Source organism: Phaeodactylibacter sp., from assembly GCF_022763345.1.
Taxonomy (GTDB): Bacteria; Bacteroidota; Bacteroidia; order Chitinophagales; family Saprospiraceae; genus Phaeodactylibacter.
On sequence record NZ_JALEGS010000084.1, the window covers coordinates 1 to 17,421 of the forward strand.

The following is a 17,421-nucleotide window of genomic DNA, read 5'->3' on the forward strand; positions in this document are numbered from 1 at the left end:
AGCCCACCGCCGATAGGCGGAGGCTGTGGAGGGTTTTGAATCTCCACCAATTGCGGAAGGGGCGCAGCCCAATCCGCTCCCAAATCTTCTTACCAAATAGCCTGTTCAATCGTAAGCGTCTGTAAAGCAAACAGCCCACCGCCGTCAGGCGGAGGCTGTGGAGGGTTTTGAATCGTTGTCCCGGCGCCGAAGCTAATGGCGAAGGCAGCCCACTCGCGGAAGGGGCGCAGCCCAATCCGCTCCCGGAATCTCTTTTCAAAACGCTAAATTCGATTGTAAGCGGTTGGAAAGCAAACAGCCTAGCGCCGATAAGCGTACGCTATAGTTAGTTTTACAGCTCCGTCCCTATGCCGAAGCTGTATGCGAAAGTGTACAGCTGCGGAAGCGTCGACGCCTAGTCCGCGCCCAACCTACACCCATCAATTCAAGTTGAACAAACTCCTGATCTTTTTATCTGCGACGATCCGCTCAAACAACCTCCGGTCATGAGCCTTCTCTTGAAACGGGTGGTCCCTGAACAAGCCAGCATAATCTATTTCAGTCAGCTCACACAGTTCTTCGGCTTTTTGAGGGACTTCCTCGCGAATCTTTTTCAAATAGGAAATATTGTATTTCATGTTGTCTGGATCAACCCACCCTGCTTTGATGAACGACCGGGTCTTTCGGTGGCAGCGGCAGGGGTTTGCCTTGTTGATCAGGCCGCATTTGTTGTTCATGAAGTGGTAGAGGTCTTTTCTGGCACGTGAGAGCTTTTGGCGAAAGTTGTCTTTGGACAAGTCCAGCATTTGCGAGCCTATCGTGTGGTCTACACCGAAAATCTCACCGAGAATATATACCAACCGTTGCTCCCGGTCGAGGCACAAAAGCATGCCGCTCATGCAACTGATATTGGCTTCTGTGATCAACTCTTTCATTTCGGCTTTCTCAAGCGCAGAGAGCTCGGTGTCTTCCATTTGCGCAAGCTCATCCCCATACTGATCAAAAGAGGTAATGTAGTCTTCCAGCCAGACCTTCTTCATTTTAAGGAAATGATTGAAAGTGATGCGGTAAAGCCAGGTCCGGAAGTTGCTCTTGCCCTTAAATTGCGACAAATTGGTGATGACCTTTATGAGGACTTCCTGAGTAATGTCTTCTGCGTCGAAAGGGCTCAGGGTCATCTTTAGCGCCACGTTGTAAATGTAGTGCTGATGCTTTTTTACCAGCGTCTCCAGGGCAATTTTAGAGCCTTCTCGTGCCAGTGCAATCAGTTCGTGGTCGTCTTTGTCCGGGTAGGAGGGTTGAAAGGGGTTGCTCATTTTCTATGATCTGATTTTGAAAATTAGAATCCGATAACAACGGCTTTGCCTAAAAATAGCCCTCCAGGCCAGGTTTACATAGGCCCGGAGGGGCTGGTAAGCTTATTCTGCAGATAAGATCGGTGTTGTCAGGTTCATTTTTACGGAATTGAAATCAATTTTTTCCATAAAGGGCATTACCAGCTCGGACTGTTCCGCCATTTGCATGGCTTTTTCGGCGCTTTCCTGGTCTTCCCAATAGACGATATCTGTCCAGGTACCGTCCTGCGAAACGGTTAGCGTCCGTTTAAGGAAGCCAGTCTGAAGAGCCAGGAACCCTTTCTGCATAGCACGGGCGGCAGCTTCAAAGTCCTTTGTGTCCACGCCTGCCCGAAGCTGGAAGGTGGTCACTTCTACTATGCCGGCTTGTCTTGCGTTTGTTGTCATTGCTGTTGTGTTTTGAATGGATGGGCTGCAAGCGGCCAGAAAAGCCATAGCCAACCCGGTGAAAATTACCTTGTTCATACAGTCTCGTTTAAATGTTTGGTGGTTAGATCGCGGGGAGGGTGGGGTGTGACAGTTTCTGTAAATTTTTTTGAAAAAATTCCATAGATGGCTCGATTGGGGCTCGGTTTTTCATTTACAATGCCCCCCTAAGCGAGACTGTTAAGGAAAGCATTGCGAATACCTTAGCGAGTTTGAGAAGCCGGATAACAGGAGCTGAATTGAAAGAGTATTTTTCCGCTGAGGACGACAGGGCTTGGCTGTGTAGAATAGTTCTAAAGCCTCAGCCTATCGTGCTATTGCTAAGGCTACAAAACCGGACAACCGGCTGCATAATAAAGCTGGGCCCAAACACCTCCACCAGGCTCCATCAGCATGTTGTAAAATCAAGGCTTTTTCTGAAAAGTGCGTATTGCCAACGGCTTTATTTTTTGATCAGCTTCCTGTCCAGGCTTCCGCCTTCAAAGGTGAACTTCAACAGGCATATCCCCGCCGCCAAATCTGAAATATTTATGCTACAGGACGTGCAATCGATTTGCCGCACTTCACGGTCCATCGCATCAAAAAGTGACAAGGACTGTTCTCCAGCTCCATATTCTCCAGACGCTATATGCAAGATGCCTGTAGCAGGATTTGGGAATACCCGAACAGCGAAGGCTTCGTGTCCTATGGAAACGGTGGATAGCTATTTTGAATGATTTGTTGTGGTCATGTCGTGGTATAGTTGAGTCTTTGTTGTGGTGGTTATTTACTGGAAACTGAGGGTTAAACCCTAACTTTATCCGCTGTGTTTCATTTAAGCACTAGGACGTGCAGGTGATTTATTCATCTGTGCGTTTGCTACAGTAACAGATCTAGCCACCTGGGTATTCAGGGGCTTTTCTTTGTTTTAATCAACTAAAAGTTTAGAAATTATGAAATCAATTTTTACAAGTATTGTACTTAGTTTGTTTATCCTCCCTGCGCTCTTTGGGCAAAATACAATTGAGGTAAGCGCTTCGGCCGAGTGGAAAGGCTTTATGAATGTTTTCAATTTGGGAGGAGGATACGAATTTGGCTCTGAATGGGGCATTGCAGATTTGAAAACCGTTCTGGACACGGATGCCAATACAGTTACCCTGCAGCCTAATTTTAATACCTACGCTGATAACCCCGGTGATGCATACTGGATTGACCCTGCAACGGGCGAAGGTGCGAAAATGATGGAGGCTTCCACTTTCATTGAGCCGGGTACAAGCTTTAATGGCGAAGATTTAACTTTTTCAGGTGCTGTAGTGTCCAACACCATGGATGAGTCTTACGAAGTGAGGTATTTCATCAAGGCGCTCAATCCTGATGACAATTTTTCAGATGCACTCGGAGGGGCGGGAATCATGGATATGCCGGAAAGCGGTATGTTCACAGTAACCATTTCTGGAGATCAGCTGGCTGCTGGTTTACTTATTCAGTGTGGTTTCAGTGTGACTGGCAGAAATGCTAATCCTGCTAACGAAGCGGCTCTGGGCAGCGTCGTAATCAGTGATATGGCAGTATCCGTTGATGGACTGGTTGAGCAGGAGAACAACATCCGCGTGTTTCCTAACCCGGCGACTGATTTGCTCCTGATTAAGAGCAATTCTCCCGTACAAGCCTATGAGGTTGCAACAATCACAGGACAGACCGTACTAATGGGACAGGCAAATAACAACAACATCGACGTTTCCAGCCTGGTAGCCGGAACCTACCTAATCCGCGTACAGGTTGCAGAAGGACAGCAGACCTTGAAGTTCATCAAGCGTTAATCAGCGTTTGTTTCTGAATGGATGGTAAAAAGAGTGCCGTCTCCGTTTAAGATCGGGGGCGGCACTTTTTTGTACAGGTGGCTTTTGTGGTGAGGTAGTTAAACGTGACGCCACACTCTGGCTCCCAAAAAGGAAGAGGAGGAAGGCAATACAGCAGTAAAGCCTTGCTCCGCTCTGGTTGTTCTATTTCTAATTCGTGCTCACCGAAATCTTTTCACAAGCTTTGTCTCCGTTTACAGAAAACACCGTGCGCTTATATCCCTCCGGACAGCTCCAGCATCTATTGGTACCTATGTCAAAGAAGTAGCCAGATCCACAGGTTTTAGCACTATTGACCAGCTGGGCATTTTGGTAATCAGCTGGCACGCGCTGTGAGCAGGCTTTGTCAGAAGTGACGGGATAGGCTGTGCGGTTGTAGCCCTGCGGGCAGCTGTAGCAGTAGCCATTGGGGTCTAAAAACTGTCCGCCAGGGCAGTCCGTACCTATTAAGCCACCACCGCGCCCGTGACGGGTAGCGCGAACTAGCTTCTCTCCACCGGCACGCTCGCAGGCTTTGTCACTCTTTACAGAAAATACGGTACGCTTGTAGCCCTGCGGGCACGTCCAGCAAGTACCGCCGTCAATCGGGTCGTAGAAGGTGCCGTTGCCACAGCCAACCTGGCCTCCCTTTGTGGCAGGCTTATATTCATTGCTTACCGTAATGCTGCTGCCGTTTGGAGTATCGACAGATTCCAGGTAGGGCAGGCCGTAGACTTCCACCTCCGCCAGAGAAAGGATGCCTTTTGGGTTTCTTAACTGTATCATTACATAGCGGCCTTCAGCTTGGCCTTCAAAGGTAAGCGGGTTGGTACCTGTATTGCGCTGGGAGCCTGAGATGAAGCCTCTCCAAGATTCCTGAGCGGTGTTTTTGACCAATATCACGAAGTTATCTAAGCGTTCCTTACAACAGTCGGTGCGGTTCCAAACCCGGATTTTTCTGATGTCGTGCACTTCGCCCAGATCAACGGTCCACCAGGGGTTGTTTGAGCCGCCACCCTGGGTATGGGTGACCGAGCCGCTCTGCCAGCGGCCATCCGTATTGCCGTCCACGGCTTTTGAAGGTTGGCCGGAGCTGCTGGTGTAATTACTGGATTGGGTGGCACGCTTGTTGAGTGCTACGTTGTTTTGAGCCGAAAGTCCCATTCCCATAAATAAGATAAAGGCTCCCAGGCAAATGAATTGAATGAGGTTCTTTGAGGATTGCATAAAGGTTAAATTTTGGTCTAGTGTAAATCTTGAACTCGCTGACAAAGTAATGGGCAATCCTGCTGGGGTAGAACCACAATTGAGAATTTGGAACAATAGGGGAGAATCTGGAAAAATTGACCAATCCTAATCCTTTTCCCTTGTCACAGGAAGCATCTCAGTAGCTGCTGCATGTATAAAGAGTACCAGCTCCACTTTAAAGCGCCCGCCTTCTGCCGAAACGTGCAGGGTATGCTGGTCAGGCAGGAAAAGCTTCAGGCGTTCCTGTACATTTCTGATGCCAATACCATAGGAAATGGGTTTATCCGCACCTGACCTGGAGGGGGCATAAGTGTTTTCAATGTTGAACTGTATATACGTTTCCCGGACCTCCAATGAGGCATTGACCAATGCCTTTCCTGGACTGTAACTGCCGTATTTAAAGGCGTTTTCAAAAAAAGGCTGCAACAGCATAGGGGGGATAACGATAGTTTGCATTTGCTCCGGAGTGGCACTGTGTTGAAACGTAACCTCAAATTCATCTTGGTAAATTGTGGTATTAAAGTCGAGATAGTTTTCCACAAACGCGATTTCATGCCTTAATGCAATCACGTCTTCTTTACCATAGCCCAATAAGTACCCCATCAATTCAGAAAGGCGTAGTAGGGCATGGTCCACACGTTTGCTTTCTACGAGAGCCAAATGATAAACCCCACTTATGGCATTGATGAGAAAATGGGGGTCTGTCTGTGCTTTAAGGAATTTTAGCTTTTCCTCCCGGATACGGATGGCGCTTTGTTTTTGCTTCAATTCGTTTCGGAGCAACTGTAATTCCAGCTCTTTTTGATTGAACCAACTTTCTATTAAGCGAATAGGGGACGTAATGAAAAAGACGCCTACTGTACCTATGGTCATTCCTAGGTAGTAAGGCGGCAGAAAACCGTATTTTAGAGAGAATAAACCGGCATTGATCAAGCTTGTCTTGGCTTTTTCAGCAGCCCCCCGATTGTATATGTCGCCAAGCAATGTTTTGGTGCTTTCGGAAGTAAGCAAAAAGTAATCCAGCCTGATCCGTAGGTAATTCACTACCACGATGAGCGCAATGATCAGTAAGATGTACGTAAGGTATCTGCCCCTTGAAAAGAACCTGGGATATAGATAGTACAAATTAGGGTAGATTAGCGCAGAGAACAAAAAAGCATGCAAGAAAAACCGGACTGTGAGCGCACTGTAATAGCCCCCCAGAGCACCGCCTGAAGATAGGATGTCAAAAATGGCAAAGGATACCCAAAAGAACACATTTGCTAAGACCAGCAAATGCATTTTCGTAAAAATTGAATGACGAACAGGGTTTTTAGTGTCCATTTTTATTGGAAGAGGTGCCAAATTCTCAGTAAAATAGACAAATTCTCATTTTTGCTTACCTATGCTTGCCAAGAATGGTCATATTATGAACTTTATAGCAATTGAAACTCAGCTTTTCCATGCCCGATACAATTAAGACGATACTTATAGACGACAATAAACTGCACTTAAGTAGTTTATTGATCTTGTTGCAACGCAACTGCCCCAAGGTAGAAATTTGCGACACCTGCCGCTCAGCCGAAGAAGGGCTGGAATCTATAAAAATGCACAAGCCTGATTTGGTTTTTCTGGATATCCAAATGGAGACCCCCGTAGCAGGTTTTGAACTCTTGGAACAATTGCCGGAACGGGCTTTCGATGTGATTTTTACCACCCAGCACGATATGCATGCCATGCGGGCTTTTGAGGTCTACCCTATCGACTTTCTCGTCAAGCCTATTGACCCCAAGCGGCTGGTCAAGGCTATGAGCATTATTGAAGAGCGGCAACTACCCTTGGTTTCAAATGCCTTATTGAGTGAAATAAAAACGGTATACCAAAACCCGGAAGTACCCTCGCCACAGGTTTCAGTGCCTACCATGGAAGGCTGCTCTTTTGTCAAAGCCGCAGATATTATCCGGTGCCAGGCAGCTACGGAAAAAGGCAACCAAACGCTTTTCTACCTGAAAACGCAGAAGAACCCCATCCTTTGCTCGAAAACCCTGAAAACGGTTGAGCAGGAACTGCTGAAAGGGCACGCTTTCTGCCGTATCCATCAAAGCCACCTCGTCAACCGGCTGCACCTGAAAAACTACATTAAAGACGGTGGCAGTCCCCCTGAGCCGGCTGGAAAAGATAAGAAGGCCGCCGGAGGATGGGTCATCACAATAGATCAAGCCGTCCTGCCTGTTTCTAAAGCAGGAAAACAACGATTGCTCTCATAAGCTTTTCTCCACCTTTGACTATCCTCTGATCAGCCTTGGAGAGGCTTAAAACGAAAATGGGTACGGAAGCTATCAGCGAAACGCAGCCCTTGCCCTTTTTCCCTACCTTTGCCCCTCATGACCTACCTGAACCATAGCTTATTGGGTTGTGTGGTGACCATGCTCGCCATGCTGCTGCCCGGTATGGTAAACCTAACGGCTGCCCGCGAATACCTGCGTCGGGGCGCCCGTGCAGCCTTACGCTTTAACCTCGGTGCTTCAGTCGCTGTGTTTATCCATGCCTATATCGCCATTGCCTTTGCCGGGCTGCTGGCCCGCGAACCGGCCTACCTCACCTATCTGCGGCAGGGGGCCGTACTGCTGTTTCTGGCGCTAAGTGCTTTTTTCGGCCTGCAGGCTTTGCGGAAGCAAACGATTCAGGCGAGTGAGCAGAAAGGGCAGCCGTTGTTGAAAGGCTTTTTTGTTTCGTTATTCAACCTGGTTAACATTCCAGGTATGTTCGCGCTGACTACTGTGCTTCGGGCGCGGGGGTTGCTTGTCTTTGCATCGCCTTACCGGTTTTTCTATGTGGCGGGAACAGCCGTTGGCGCCTTCGCTATGCTGTCGCTTTACACTCTGGCCGCCCGTCGTATTGAACAAACCGGCCCGGCTTTCTACCAAAGGCTGAATGCGGGGCTGAGTGGATTGTTCCTGCTCCTGGCACTTATGCAGGTGGGGCAAATGTGGGGTTAGTTCTTGTCTCTAAAACGCTGCTTCCAGCCCAAAAACAAATTGCCGGGCAGGCAGGTAATAATCCAACCGGTCAACGCCTGCTACCAGAGGTGTACGTTGTTCCGGCGATAGGGTGCCCCCAAAAATGGTCGTTCCCGGGTCCTCCAGTACCGGCTCGGGGTCTATTCCGGAGTAGCGGGAGGCGAGTAGAATGTTGCGCGCAGTCAGCGATAGCCTAAGGTGAAGTGCCCGCTTGCCCGTTTTAGGCGTAAAATTTTTAGCTAGTTGAATGTGGTCAAGCTTGATAAAGTCCGCTCGCTCCACGTAATAGGAGGAAAATTGATAAGCATTCAGGTTTTCTATAACCTGTTCGCCCTGGAACAAATTGAAAGGGCTAGGCTCAATAGGGCGGGGCTCGTAGCGCAACCGGTGCATGTTAGCCAAGCTATGCCCCAAAGCACCTCTTAGCAAGGCCCGGGCCTCCCAGCTTCTCCATTTTATCCGGTGGGACCACCCCCAATCCAGGGTGGGCAGCCCGTTGCCTAATTCCGCCAGGTCACTTTCCGGCTGCCCAAACCAATCGGGCTGCCGGTTGATTACCCCATCGCCGTTCAAATCTTCAAAAACCGGAGCACCTTCTGCATCAACGGTCCCTGTGAACTGAGGGCCTGCCAGCTCGCCCAGCTGTCCGCCATTCTGCATTATGACTACAGGTGTGCCGTAAATATTGCCGGGTACAACTAGGAGGGAAGCGGATTCAGCGCCTGTTTCCCGGTATACAGACCGGTAGGTGGTACCTTGCAAGCCTGTAGTGTAGGCAAAACCGGGGCGCTCCCATAGGGTAAGCTGCAGGTTGAGGTCGAGCCCAGTCGTTCGAAAAGCGTTTTGATTAGTGTACGGGGTGTTAGAAACAAAGCTGCTGCTGATCCAGTCGCTGACTGTCCGGGTATACCAGTCGATTTGGGCCCTTAGCTTGCCGGCCTGCAGGGTCAGCCCGATATTGAATTCCTGCTTTTGCTCCCAGCCCAAATTAGGGTTGGCGGCATGAATAACGGTGGTGTCTACAAAACCATTAGGATAGGTAGTAATCCGAATGCGTTGTTGCGACAAGCCCGCTTCGTCTGGCAGGGCGCCGGTAACGCCAAAGCTGGCGCGTACCAAGAGTTGTTCCAGGCCTGATGAGGCTGGGTTGTTAATCAGTTCGTATCCAGCCCCTACTGCCGGGAACAACCCCCAGTTGTTGTCGTTGCCCAACTTGCTCGACCCTTCATACCGCAATGAGGCATAAGTGTGCAGGCGGTCCTGTACCGTCAGGTGCATCTGCGCGAAGAATGCGGAAACTTTCTCTGACCAGCCACTACTGACCGTATCGGAGCGGTAAGTACGCTCCGCCCAGTCTCCGTAGTTGCTGATTTCCTTGTTAGACAACAGGCCGGCATCCGTGAATCCGAAGAGCTGCAATTGGTCAAAAGTATGTGCGGTATTGGAGTATGACGTTCCACCGGTGAGCCGCAGTGACAATTTATCGGTGTGCTGCTGGTAATGCACAAAGACTTCGTAAAGCGATAGCGCCGCACTTTCATCGGTCAGGTCGGCCCGCCCGCGCCTTTCCTCGTAGGGGCTGTAGGCGCTGCCGCGAAATTGGGACTGAGGGCTGTAGAAGGCCCGTTGGTTGTTGAATAGGTACTGATAGGCATAACGGGCTTGTACCGACAAGCGGCCGCTGAACCGGTATTGCGCAAGAGCGGAGGCTTGCAGGACCTCTACCAACCCCATATTTGAGTTCTGTTCCACGATAGCTTTAGGGTTGAAGGAGTCAAATAGCCCGGGCGTTTCAAAATAGCCCCCAAACAGGTCCGTATTGTAGGGGAAGGGAGCGTTGGCAGCATCGAGCGGGATTGTCGGGTTGAAGGCCGCTGCGTAGCGGAAGGCTTCCGGGAATCCCAGTTGGCTGTTGCGGTTGGTATAAGCCGCATTGACTTTGACATCCAGGGCATTCTTCAGGAAAGACCGGTTGAGGTAAGCGCGCAGGTTGGCTTGTTCGAAGCCGGAACGCTGTAGCACTCCTCCGATATTCCGGAAGTGCCCGCCCACGCGGAATTGAGTCCCTTTTTTTAACCCGCTGACCGACAAGCTGTGTGCCTGACTGCTGCCATCGCGTTGCACTTCGTCCAGCCAGTTGGTAGAGCTGCCGAAATCCCAGTGCCCGGCTTGCCGGAAAGCAGCCGCATCCATGCTCGGGAAGCCCTCATAGGGGGTGGATAACGCTAGCTGCCCGGTATAATTTACAGTAAGAGTATCCTGCCGGAATGCGCTGCCCCTGGTCTGCACCAGGATGACACCATTGGATGCACGTATGCCGTAAAGCGCTTGCGCTGCCCCGTCCCGAAGCACCGTTACAGAGGCAATATCCTCCGGATCAAGGCTATACCAGGAAGCTCCCGCAATACCATCTATCACCAGCAAAGGCTGCTGCTGTGAGTAGGAAGACAATCCTCTGATCCGAAAGAGCGGCAATGCATTAGGGTTGCCGCCCCGGTTGTAAATCTGAACGCCCGGTAATTGCCCCTGTAGCAGTTCAGCCGGGTCTGAAAGGAGCCCCTGATTGAAGCTTGCTGTGTCAGTAGTAGCCGTTGCCGTGACCTGTCCCAGCGGTTGGCCAACCGTGTATCCCCATACGTTGTTGGTGGTTTTTTGCGCCGGCCCGGCATCCTGTGCAGGAAGGCTTAGAATGCATAAGAAAAAGGCAAACACGATATACGCTGATGTACGGAAGTGTATGTTGTTGGGGATATAGAAAAACATAAGGGCGTATTTTTTATCAATTCAATATACGGTGTTTAAGCTATTTGTTATACGCAATACGAAGTGGTCACCTACTGGCGCTGACGGCCAGCACGGGGAACGATGAATGTCGGGCTTAAAGTCCAGACATTCATCGTCTGGGTCACTGATCCAGACATTCATCGTCTGGAATCTTGGATTTGCGACATCGGCCACTGACGAAGCATAGCTTGTCAGGGCAAGCCAAGCCACTTCCCAGCGTAAATGCTGACCCTCCTGCCTTTAAGGTGGTCAAAGCCCAAAGGCGACGAGACGCGGGCAAGCATTGAGTAGGTTTGCTGTGGCAAACCACTTAATCGTCAGTATACCAATGATCATGTTGCGGCTGTGTTTATTAGCCTCTGCTGAACACACTGCTCAGCTCCGCTTTTATGGCTGGCCTCCTGGGGTAACGGGCTAACAGCCTGGATGCCAGTTCTTCATTGGTTATACGTTCCAGTTGTTCTGAGGCGTTCAGAGCAGCTCGCGGCGAGTTTTCAGTGACAGCCCCCGGTCCTGCATCCAAAGCTGCTTTGATGCCATATAGCATGGCTACCTGATGCTTGCAAACGGGCCCATAGTCATAGGGGCAGTCGCATTGCATAGCGTCAATGCTTGTACCTGTCATTTGAACCGATACCTCATATTCTGCACTTCCAAATACAATGGCATGCCAGTGCCCTTCCCCAATCTGCTGCAGGTCTTTCACTGCGCCGTGGTGGAAATAGGTCCATCCTCTTTCTTTGATATTAGAGGAAACGGAAAATTCAAAGTCTTCTAAACTAAGCATAAGTATTTTTTATCAGGTCTTTCTTGCGCTTACCGCACGCCCGCTTCCAGTAAAATGATGGACCGCTCTGATGCATTCATCCGAGCTCGTACGCCCACGGGGAAAGTACATTGATGGTCAATATGACCAAATGGGAAACCATAAGCGGTTGGGGTAGCAGTAGGCTGTAGTTGTTCCTTTAGGGTTTCGGACAAGGTCAGCGAATCACTGCCTTCCGCTTTGGCGCAGTCGGCAAACACGCCCAAAGCGATCCCGTTGGCGGCTTTCAGGGGCCAGGCCTGCCGGAGTTGGGTGAGCATACGGTCCACCCGGTAGGGCGCCTCCCCAACATCTTCCATAAACACGATAGCGCCGGTTGGGTCAGGTAAATACCCGGTGCCTGCCATAGCCGACAGCAAGGACAGATTGCCGCCCATCAGCACCCCTTCCACATCCCCTTTGCGGATAACCTCCGGCTGATAAAGCGGATCATCGGAGGTTTCGTTGCCTTCGGATAAGGGGATAGAGTAGGGGGCTGTCCCGTCCATCAGTACAGCCCGTACCTGTGCTTCGGTGTAGCCCGAAAATTCGGAAGCGCCCACCGGGCCGTGGAAGGTGACCAAACCCGTTTTGTGGAAAATGGCATTGAGCAGTGCCGTAATGTCGCTGTAACCGATCAGTATCTTGGGGTTTTTGCGGATGAGCCCATAGTCAATCTGAGGCAGCAGGCGGGTGCAGCCATAGCCGCCTCTGGCACACCATACGGCATCAACGGAGCGGTCCGAAAACATCATGTGCAGGTCATCCAGGCGTTGCTGATCGGTGCCGGCTACAAAGCCGTGCTTCGCGCGGATGTTTTTGCCCATTTTTACTTTCAGCCCAAGCTGAAGCATATTAGAAACAGCTTTGTCCAGCGATTCTTCACTGATGTAGCTGCCGGGGGTGATGAACCCGACAGTATCGCCCGGGCGCAGGCGTTTGGGAAAAATGCGCTTGGCCTGCGAGCCAAAAAATCGGGTGCTGCCCGCAAGCAGGGGTAAGGCTAAGGCTTTCCGGGAAAAGGATCTGCGGTTCATCGTTTTGGTCAAAAAGATAGGCTTATTCCGGCAAAATCCAATCGGAAGACGTCCAAAACGACCATTCTACCTGTGTGAGGTCCCGCTCGGGATCGATGTAGTCATGGTAGTCTCGGTAGTTGAGCTTGCAGCGAATGTTGGCATAAACAGCGACTTCCTGCCCTTCTTTTTCAAATTCCTTTTCCAGGAAGTGGGCAAATTGCAGGATCATATCGGGGTGGCCGTACAGCTTACGCTCCTGCCGCTCTGAGAGGTATTCCCGGGGGCGGACAATTGTTGCTTCTCCGGTGCCCTGATTGACAACCTTGAACTTTCCAAAACCAATTTTTGAGCGTAGCATCATCCGCCAGGAATAGCGGTGTCCCTCTTCTGTCCAGGTTACATCACCCGTGTACAGGTGGTGGCGCAGGGGCAGCAGCAAATGGACCGCCATCAGTACGCCAAGCCCGCTGAGGATAGCAGTGCGGTTGCGGGGAGCGGCCTGCCACATTGGAATCTCTCCAGTACTGGTTTGCATCCTCGAAATCCAGGCGTTTTGTTGTTTTTTCAGCCAGCCCCATCGGCCTGCAAGCCAATGCACGAACCGGCGCGGGAAATCCGGCGCAAAATACAAGGCGGTCAGGGTAACGGAGAGGAAAGGGAAAATGCCGATACTAAACACCAGCAGATTCATAAAATGGAAAAACAGTACGGCTGCAAACGCCCATAACCGTGTCCTTTTGAAAACCAGGAAAAAGACCACGAATAAGTCCAGGAACAGTCCCCCATAAGCCATAAAGTAGGCCATCCACTCCTGCTCCAGCAAAAAACCGATTACCGGGTGGTCTGCCCGGTACCCAATCCACTGCTTCAGGGGGATGGCATGGAGCCAGTCGCTGTTGAGCTTGGCAATGCCGCCAAAAAAGTACACTACGCCCATGAGAAACTGCGGGATGAAGAGGCACCAATAGGGAGCTGTATCAGACCTGAGGTCCGGGTTCTTTTTGACATCCAGCGACAGCTGCCGGTCCACGGGCAGGAAAATCATCAGAAAGCTGATCCAGCAAAACAGGTAGCCGTGATTGAGGTAATGAGCTTTCTCGAGAAAATAGGTATAGGTAAATCCGAAGGCAAAAAGGGTGGCTGATATGCGGTACCACTTGCCTAACACTACGAGGATGGCACAGGCACAAATACTCAGCAGCAATATGGACATGAAGGGCTCGGGCAGCGGCCGCACCCATTCAAAACCGTAATATTTAAACTGGAACCCTTCCGTATCGAAGGCTCCTTTTATCATATGGTAGTAAATCCAGGTACCAAAAACATCAGCAAAGCCCAATATGCCAAATACGATGCGGAGCATAATGAGGGTAGCAATGTCTACAGGTTGAAACAGGCGTTGCATGGAAGTCGGGTTGTATGCCTATAAAGATATGGATTTTCAGGCCGGTCCAGGTAACACCGAAGCCAAAATGTCCAAAACTGGTCAGGTGGTTTTCTTATTTTCGCACTCAAATCAGAAACTTATGCTTCGTTTACTCCTCCTTTTGTTTTTTAGTGCCCATTTTATCTTAACGGTTTCCGCCCAGGAAAAAGCCAACGTCCCGGCCGATCAGCCCTACGTGATCCTGATTTCCTGCGATGGCTACCGGTGGGATTATACCGCCCGCTTCCGCCCGCCGAATATCACCAAACTGATAGCCGGGGGCGTGCAGGCGTACTCCATGATCCCGAGTTTCCCTTCCAAGACTTTCCCTAATCACTACGCCATTGCCACCGGGCTGCTGCCGGAGCACAACGGACTGGTCGATAACACTTTTTACGACCCGGAAAGAGCGCAGCTCTACCGCATCAGCAACCGGGATGCGGTGGAGGATGGCTGCTGGTACAACGGAACGCCCCTTTGGGTGAATGCAGCTCAAAATGGGATGAAGGCTGCCAGCTTTTTCTTTGTGGGCTCGGAAGCCGATATTCAGGGCGTGCGGCCGAGTTACTATTATCCCTACGATGGTAGTGTCCCCAATGAAGACCGGGTACAGCAGGTCCTCGACTGGCTGGAGTTGCCGGAAGCGGAGCGCCCCCATATGATTACCCTCTACTTTTCAGATATGGATGACACCGGCCACCGGCACGGTCCTTCCGACGATGAAGCTATCCGCGCTGCGCTGATGAAGCTGGACTGGGCGTTGGGCAAGTTATTTGACGGTGTTGAAGCCACGGGGCTACCCGTGAATATCATTATGGTCTCCGATCATGGCATGATTGATGTCGGCCCCGAAAAACTGGTCAACATCGATCCCCTGCTGCAAGACAGCCGCTACCGGGTAGCCAATAACGGTGCCCTGGCGCATGTCTACCTGGAGGACGGTGCCGATCCGGAAGAAGCTTTAGCCTTTATGAAGGAAAAATCAGAGGGGTTACCGCTGGAGGTTTACCCTATTGCTGAATTCCCACACTACAGCGATAAATCTGACCCCCGCCTTGGCGATTTTATCCTCTACCCGGCGTATGGCTATTACCTGGCCGACAGCCGCCGTATTCAGTTGGTCAAAAGCGGGAAGTTTTCTCAGGGCGGGGAGCATGGTTTTCATCCGGAGTTTCCGGAAATGCACGCTATCTTTTATGCCAAGGGCCCGGCATTTCGGAGTGGGCTAACAGTACCTTCCTTTCGAAATGTACATGTGTACCCGCTTATCTGCAATATCCTGGGCTTGCCTGTACCGGAAGGAATAGATGGACAGCTGGAAGTCCTTTCAGGAACGCTCAAGCACTGATAAACGCCTAAAAACGAAGCAGGCTGCCATCCATATAGCGGCAGCCTGCCCGTAAAAAAAGGTTTAGTTTTTTGGAGAAAAAAGCCGGCTTCCTTTTTACGGGTCGCCGGTGCACTGAGTGTATTTGTGTCTTTGCCCAGTTACCCTGATGACCAAAAGCGGCCATCAGGGACTCAACTGAGATACATTACTTAAATAATGCGATATGAAATTAGGCCAGCTTGCAAAATCATACATAGGATTAATCCTGGTAGCGGTGCGTATTGTCCATGTATTTTAATGTTTAAAAAATTGTTTTTCAGGGATTTGTTATTAATTTTATTCTAAATAAAATTTGCAATAGATGCGGAAAAGCAAGCTGTACGAGGTATTTGACCGGCTTAAGCCAGCTGATAGACGTAGTTTTCTGACAACACTGGGACTAAAGGAAAACAACCTGTCACAAAATGATCAGGAACTGGCACAACGGTATGTAGAAGAAATCATCAACCGGAAGTTTCCACAGGGAGAGGCCGCGTTCTGGGAAGCCAATGACATGAAGCCGCTAGCTGCCAATAAATTTAAATCCCGCGTGCTGCGTGCGCTGGAGCGATTTCTACTGCTAGATGCACTGGATAAAGAACCCCGCCTCAAGCACATCCTGCTGGCGGGCAAATACGATCACCTGGGGCTTAGGAAACACCTTGATCACCATCTGCGGGAGCTGGAAAAGGAGCACCAAAGCGATGAGGAACAAATTATTGGGCCTTATCTGGGAGAGGCGCTGGGGCAGTATATCCTGATCAAAGCCTTCTCTGAGGAGGAAAAGAATGACCCTCAAAAGGCACGCGCTGTCTTTAAAAAATGGGATGATGCGCTGGATAAATTTAGCGGATATATGCGGTTGAGCCTGCTTTTTGTGGCTTACGGTAAGATAAAAGTGTTCGGAGGAAGCGATTCTGAAGTTGAAGAGATTCGTGAAAGGGTCAAAGCTATCGTAGACAACACAGGAGATAAAAATATTAAGCATTTTGGTAAATTAATCCGGCTTCTTGATCAATGCCCGCCAGCAGAGTATTTTGAAATTACCAAGGAACAAAACTCTTTCGATAAGGAAGTAGCGCACATTTACCAAAAATTATATTGGACGGAATTATTTAATTACTGTGTGGGTCGCATAAACCGGCACAAAGACCGCCGCTTTGCAGCAGAGCTCGTCCGGATTATGATACGCCTTGAAAACAGTAACCTTCACTTGAGTGACGGACATGTTATCATATTGGCCAGAATTAATGGTGTTATGGGTGCTGCGGTGATTTCCGGGAATATAGACTGGTTTGCAGGTTTCCTGGAGCGGAACTGGGATAAAGTGGCTTTGGCTTCAGGAAAAGAACGGAAAGCATTCAAACGTTTTTCATTAGCTTATTTAGCTTTATATCGAGGAAACCTATCGAATGCGCAGGACAACATTTATGCTTTTCAGCGCTCTGTGCTTTACAGCAAAACCAGTTACTCCAATTTTGTTATGAGAATTGGCTCTGATAAAGTGCTGAGCAAGATTTATTTTGAAAATGGGGAGTTTGTAGCTTTAGAGCGTCAAATCCGAAGTATCCGGGGGTATGTAAGCCGGAGCCAGTATTCATCGGCTATACAACAGCAGATATTGAGCTTCTTTGATGATTTGCTGGACTGTAGCCAAAGCGGCCAGCCTCTCACCGCTGAGCGGATAGAAGGCTGGCCACTGATTGATCAGGTTTGGGGTGAGCGGCTGCTCGCCAAAGCGAAATCTACGTCTTGATTATTGTGCCGCTGAAGGAACCTGCATCAGTAGTCACGATGACCTGATACGTTCCTGTGCCAAGACTGGAAATGCCATCACGGCAATAATTACTGCCGCAGCCTGTGATCGTAAGCTTGAGTACGCCAGCTTTGTACAGCTCAATGTTGAGGATGTCCTCGCTCGGGTCATTGGTGGACGTAATTAAGACTACGTTGTCTTCATTTCCCACATTACCTCCCAGCGTGTCTTCTGGCAGTGCCCCGGACCCATCGGGTGTACTCATGGGTAAAAAAAGACCTAAAACCGTTACAAATTGCAATAGTGTTTTCATCATAGTAAGTTTGAAATGAAAGAATAGGTAGTTCAGGCCTGCCCGGTGTGGCCTTGCCGTTGGGCAGGCATCGCAGGTTAGGCCGGTTCAGCTTTTTGAGCCTTTGCCTAAGCCTGTTTCCGCTT

General features: G+C 50.0%; 15 protein-coding genes. 5 read left to right on the top strand and 10 right to left on the bottom strand.

What is annotated here, in order from left to right:
- Positions 1 to 419 precede the first annotated feature (419 nt).
- The 3 genes from MRY86_RS21560 to MRY86_RS27250 all read right to left on the bottom strand — a co-directional run bounded on the left by MRY86_RS21560 (position 420) and on the right by MRY86_RS27250 (position 2,448).
- The gene (locus tag MRY86_RS21560) at positions 420 to 1,295 is read right to left on the bottom strand and encodes an RNA polymerase sigma factor (protein ID WP_293566925.1); all 876 of its coding nucleotides are present in this window, start codon (positions 1,293 to 1,295) and stop codon (positions 420 to 422) included.
- A 102-nt stretch (positions 1,296 to 1,397) separates the two neighbouring features.
- Entirely contained in the window at positions 1,398 to 1,799 is a 402-nt protein-coding gene (locus tag MRY86_RS21565; protein ID WP_293566926.1) for a hypothetical protein, read from the bottom strand.
- Positions 1,800 to 2,202: 403 nt separating this feature from the next.
- On the bottom strand, positions 2,203 to 2,448 hold the full coding sequence (locus tag MRY86_RS27250; RefSeq protein ID WP_363325417.1) for a T9SS type A sorting domain-containing protein: 246 nt from the start codon (positions 2,446 to 2,448) through the stop codon (positions 2,203 to 2,205).
- 244 nt (positions 2,449 to 2,692) lie between these two features.
- On the opposite strand from MRY86_RS27250, the gene MRY86_RS21570 reads away from it, so the two are divergent.
- On the top strand, positions 2,693 to 3,559 hold the full coding sequence (locus MRY86_RS21570; RefSeq protein ID WP_293566927.1) for a T9SS type A sorting domain-containing protein: 867 nt from the start codon (positions 2,693 to 2,695) through the stop codon (positions 3,557 to 3,559).
- A gap of 189 nt (positions 3,560 to 3,748) precedes the next feature.
- Here the strand turns inward: MRY86_RS21570 and MRY86_RS21575 are convergent, their stop codons facing one another.
- Positions 3,749 to 4,804 (bottom strand): discoidin domain-containing protein, encoded by a 1,056-nt coding sequence (locus MRY86_RS21575; protein ID WP_293566928.1) that lies wholly within the window; start codon positions 4,802 to 4,804, stop codon positions 3,749 to 3,751.
- A 126-nt stretch (positions 4,805 to 4,930) separates the two neighbouring features.
- Positions 4,931 to 5,950, bottom strand: coding sequence for a histidine kinase (locus MRY86_RS21580; protein ID WP_293571932.1), 1,020 nt, complete (start codon positions 5,948 to 5,950; stop codon positions 4,931 to 4,933).
- Positions 5,951 to 6,267: 317 nt separating this feature from the next.
- Between MRY86_RS21580 and MRY86_RS21585 the strand changes: the two genes are divergently transcribed.
- Together MRY86_RS21585 and MRY86_RS21590 are read left to right on the top strand one after the other, a co-directional pair.
- On the top strand, positions 6,268 to 7,071 hold the full coding sequence (locus tag MRY86_RS21585) for a response regulator transcription factor (RefSeq protein WP_293566381.1): 804 nt from the start codon (positions 6,268 to 6,270) through the stop codon (positions 7,069 to 7,071).
- 117 nt (positions 7,072 to 7,188) lie between these two features.
- Positions 7,189 to 7,803 carry a hypothetical protein gene (locus MRY86_RS21590; protein WP_293566382.1) on the top strand — a complete coding sequence of 205 codons (615 nt, stop codon included), beginning with the start codon at positions 7,189 to 7,191 and terminating at the stop codon, positions 7,801 to 7,803.
- A gap of 9 nt (positions 7,804 to 7,812) precedes the next feature.
- Here MRY86_RS21590 and MRY86_RS21595 read toward each other — a convergent pair whose 3' ends face one another.
- The 4 genes from MRY86_RS21595 to MRY86_RS21610 all read right to left on the bottom strand — a co-directional run bounded on the left by MRY86_RS21595 (position 7,813) and on the right by MRY86_RS21610 (position 13,837).
- Positions 7,813 to 10,587, bottom strand: coding sequence for a TonB-dependent receptor (locus MRY86_RS21595; RefSeq protein WP_293566383.1), 2,775 nt, complete (start codon positions 10,585 to 10,587; stop codon positions 7,813 to 7,815).
- A gap of 373 nt (positions 10,588 to 10,960) precedes the next feature.
- Positions 10,961 to 11,395 carry a hypothetical protein gene (locus MRY86_RS21600; protein WP_293566384.1) on the bottom strand — a complete coding sequence of 145 codons (435 nt, stop codon included), beginning with the start codon at positions 11,393 to 11,395 and terminating at the stop codon, positions 10,961 to 10,963.
- A gap of 29 nt (positions 11,396 to 11,424) precedes the next feature.
- Positions 11,425 to 12,450, bottom strand: coding sequence for an LD-carboxypeptidase (locus MRY86_RS21605; protein ID WP_293566385.1), 1,026 nt, complete (start codon positions 12,448 to 12,450; stop codon positions 11,425 to 11,427).
- 22 nt (positions 12,451 to 12,472) lie between these two features.
- Complete coding sequence (locus MRY86_RS21610; protein WP_293566386.1) at positions 12,473 to 13,837, bottom strand: HTTM domain-containing protein; 1,365 nt, start codon at positions 13,835 to 13,837, stop codon at positions 12,473 to 12,475.
- A 121-nt stretch (positions 13,838 to 13,958) separates the two neighbouring features.
- On the opposite strand from MRY86_RS21610, the gene MRY86_RS21615 reads away from it, so the two are divergent.
- Positions 13,959 to 15,206 carry an ectonucleotide pyrophosphatase/phosphodiesterase gene (locus MRY86_RS21615; protein ID WP_293566387.1) on the top strand — a complete coding sequence of 416 codons (1,248 nt, stop codon included), beginning with the start codon at positions 13,959 to 13,961 and terminating at the stop codon, positions 15,204 to 15,206.
- Positions 15,207 to 15,549: 343 nt separating this feature from the next.
- Positions 15,550 to 16,983, top strand: a complete 1,434-nt coding sequence (locus tag MRY86_RS21620; protein WP_293566388.1) for a hypothetical protein — start codon at positions 15,550 to 15,552, stop codon at positions 16,981 to 16,983.
- Here MRY86_RS21620 and MRY86_RS21625 read toward each other — a convergent pair.
- Positions 16,973 to 17,299: a hypothetical protein gene (locus MRY86_RS21625; protein WP_293566389.1), complete on the bottom strand. Its 327-nt coding sequence runs from the start codon at positions 17,297 to 17,299 to the stop codon at positions 16,973 to 16,975. The genes MRY86_RS21620 and MRY86_RS21625 overlap by 11 nt on opposite strands.
- Positions 17,300 to 17,421: the final 122 nt, after the last annotated feature.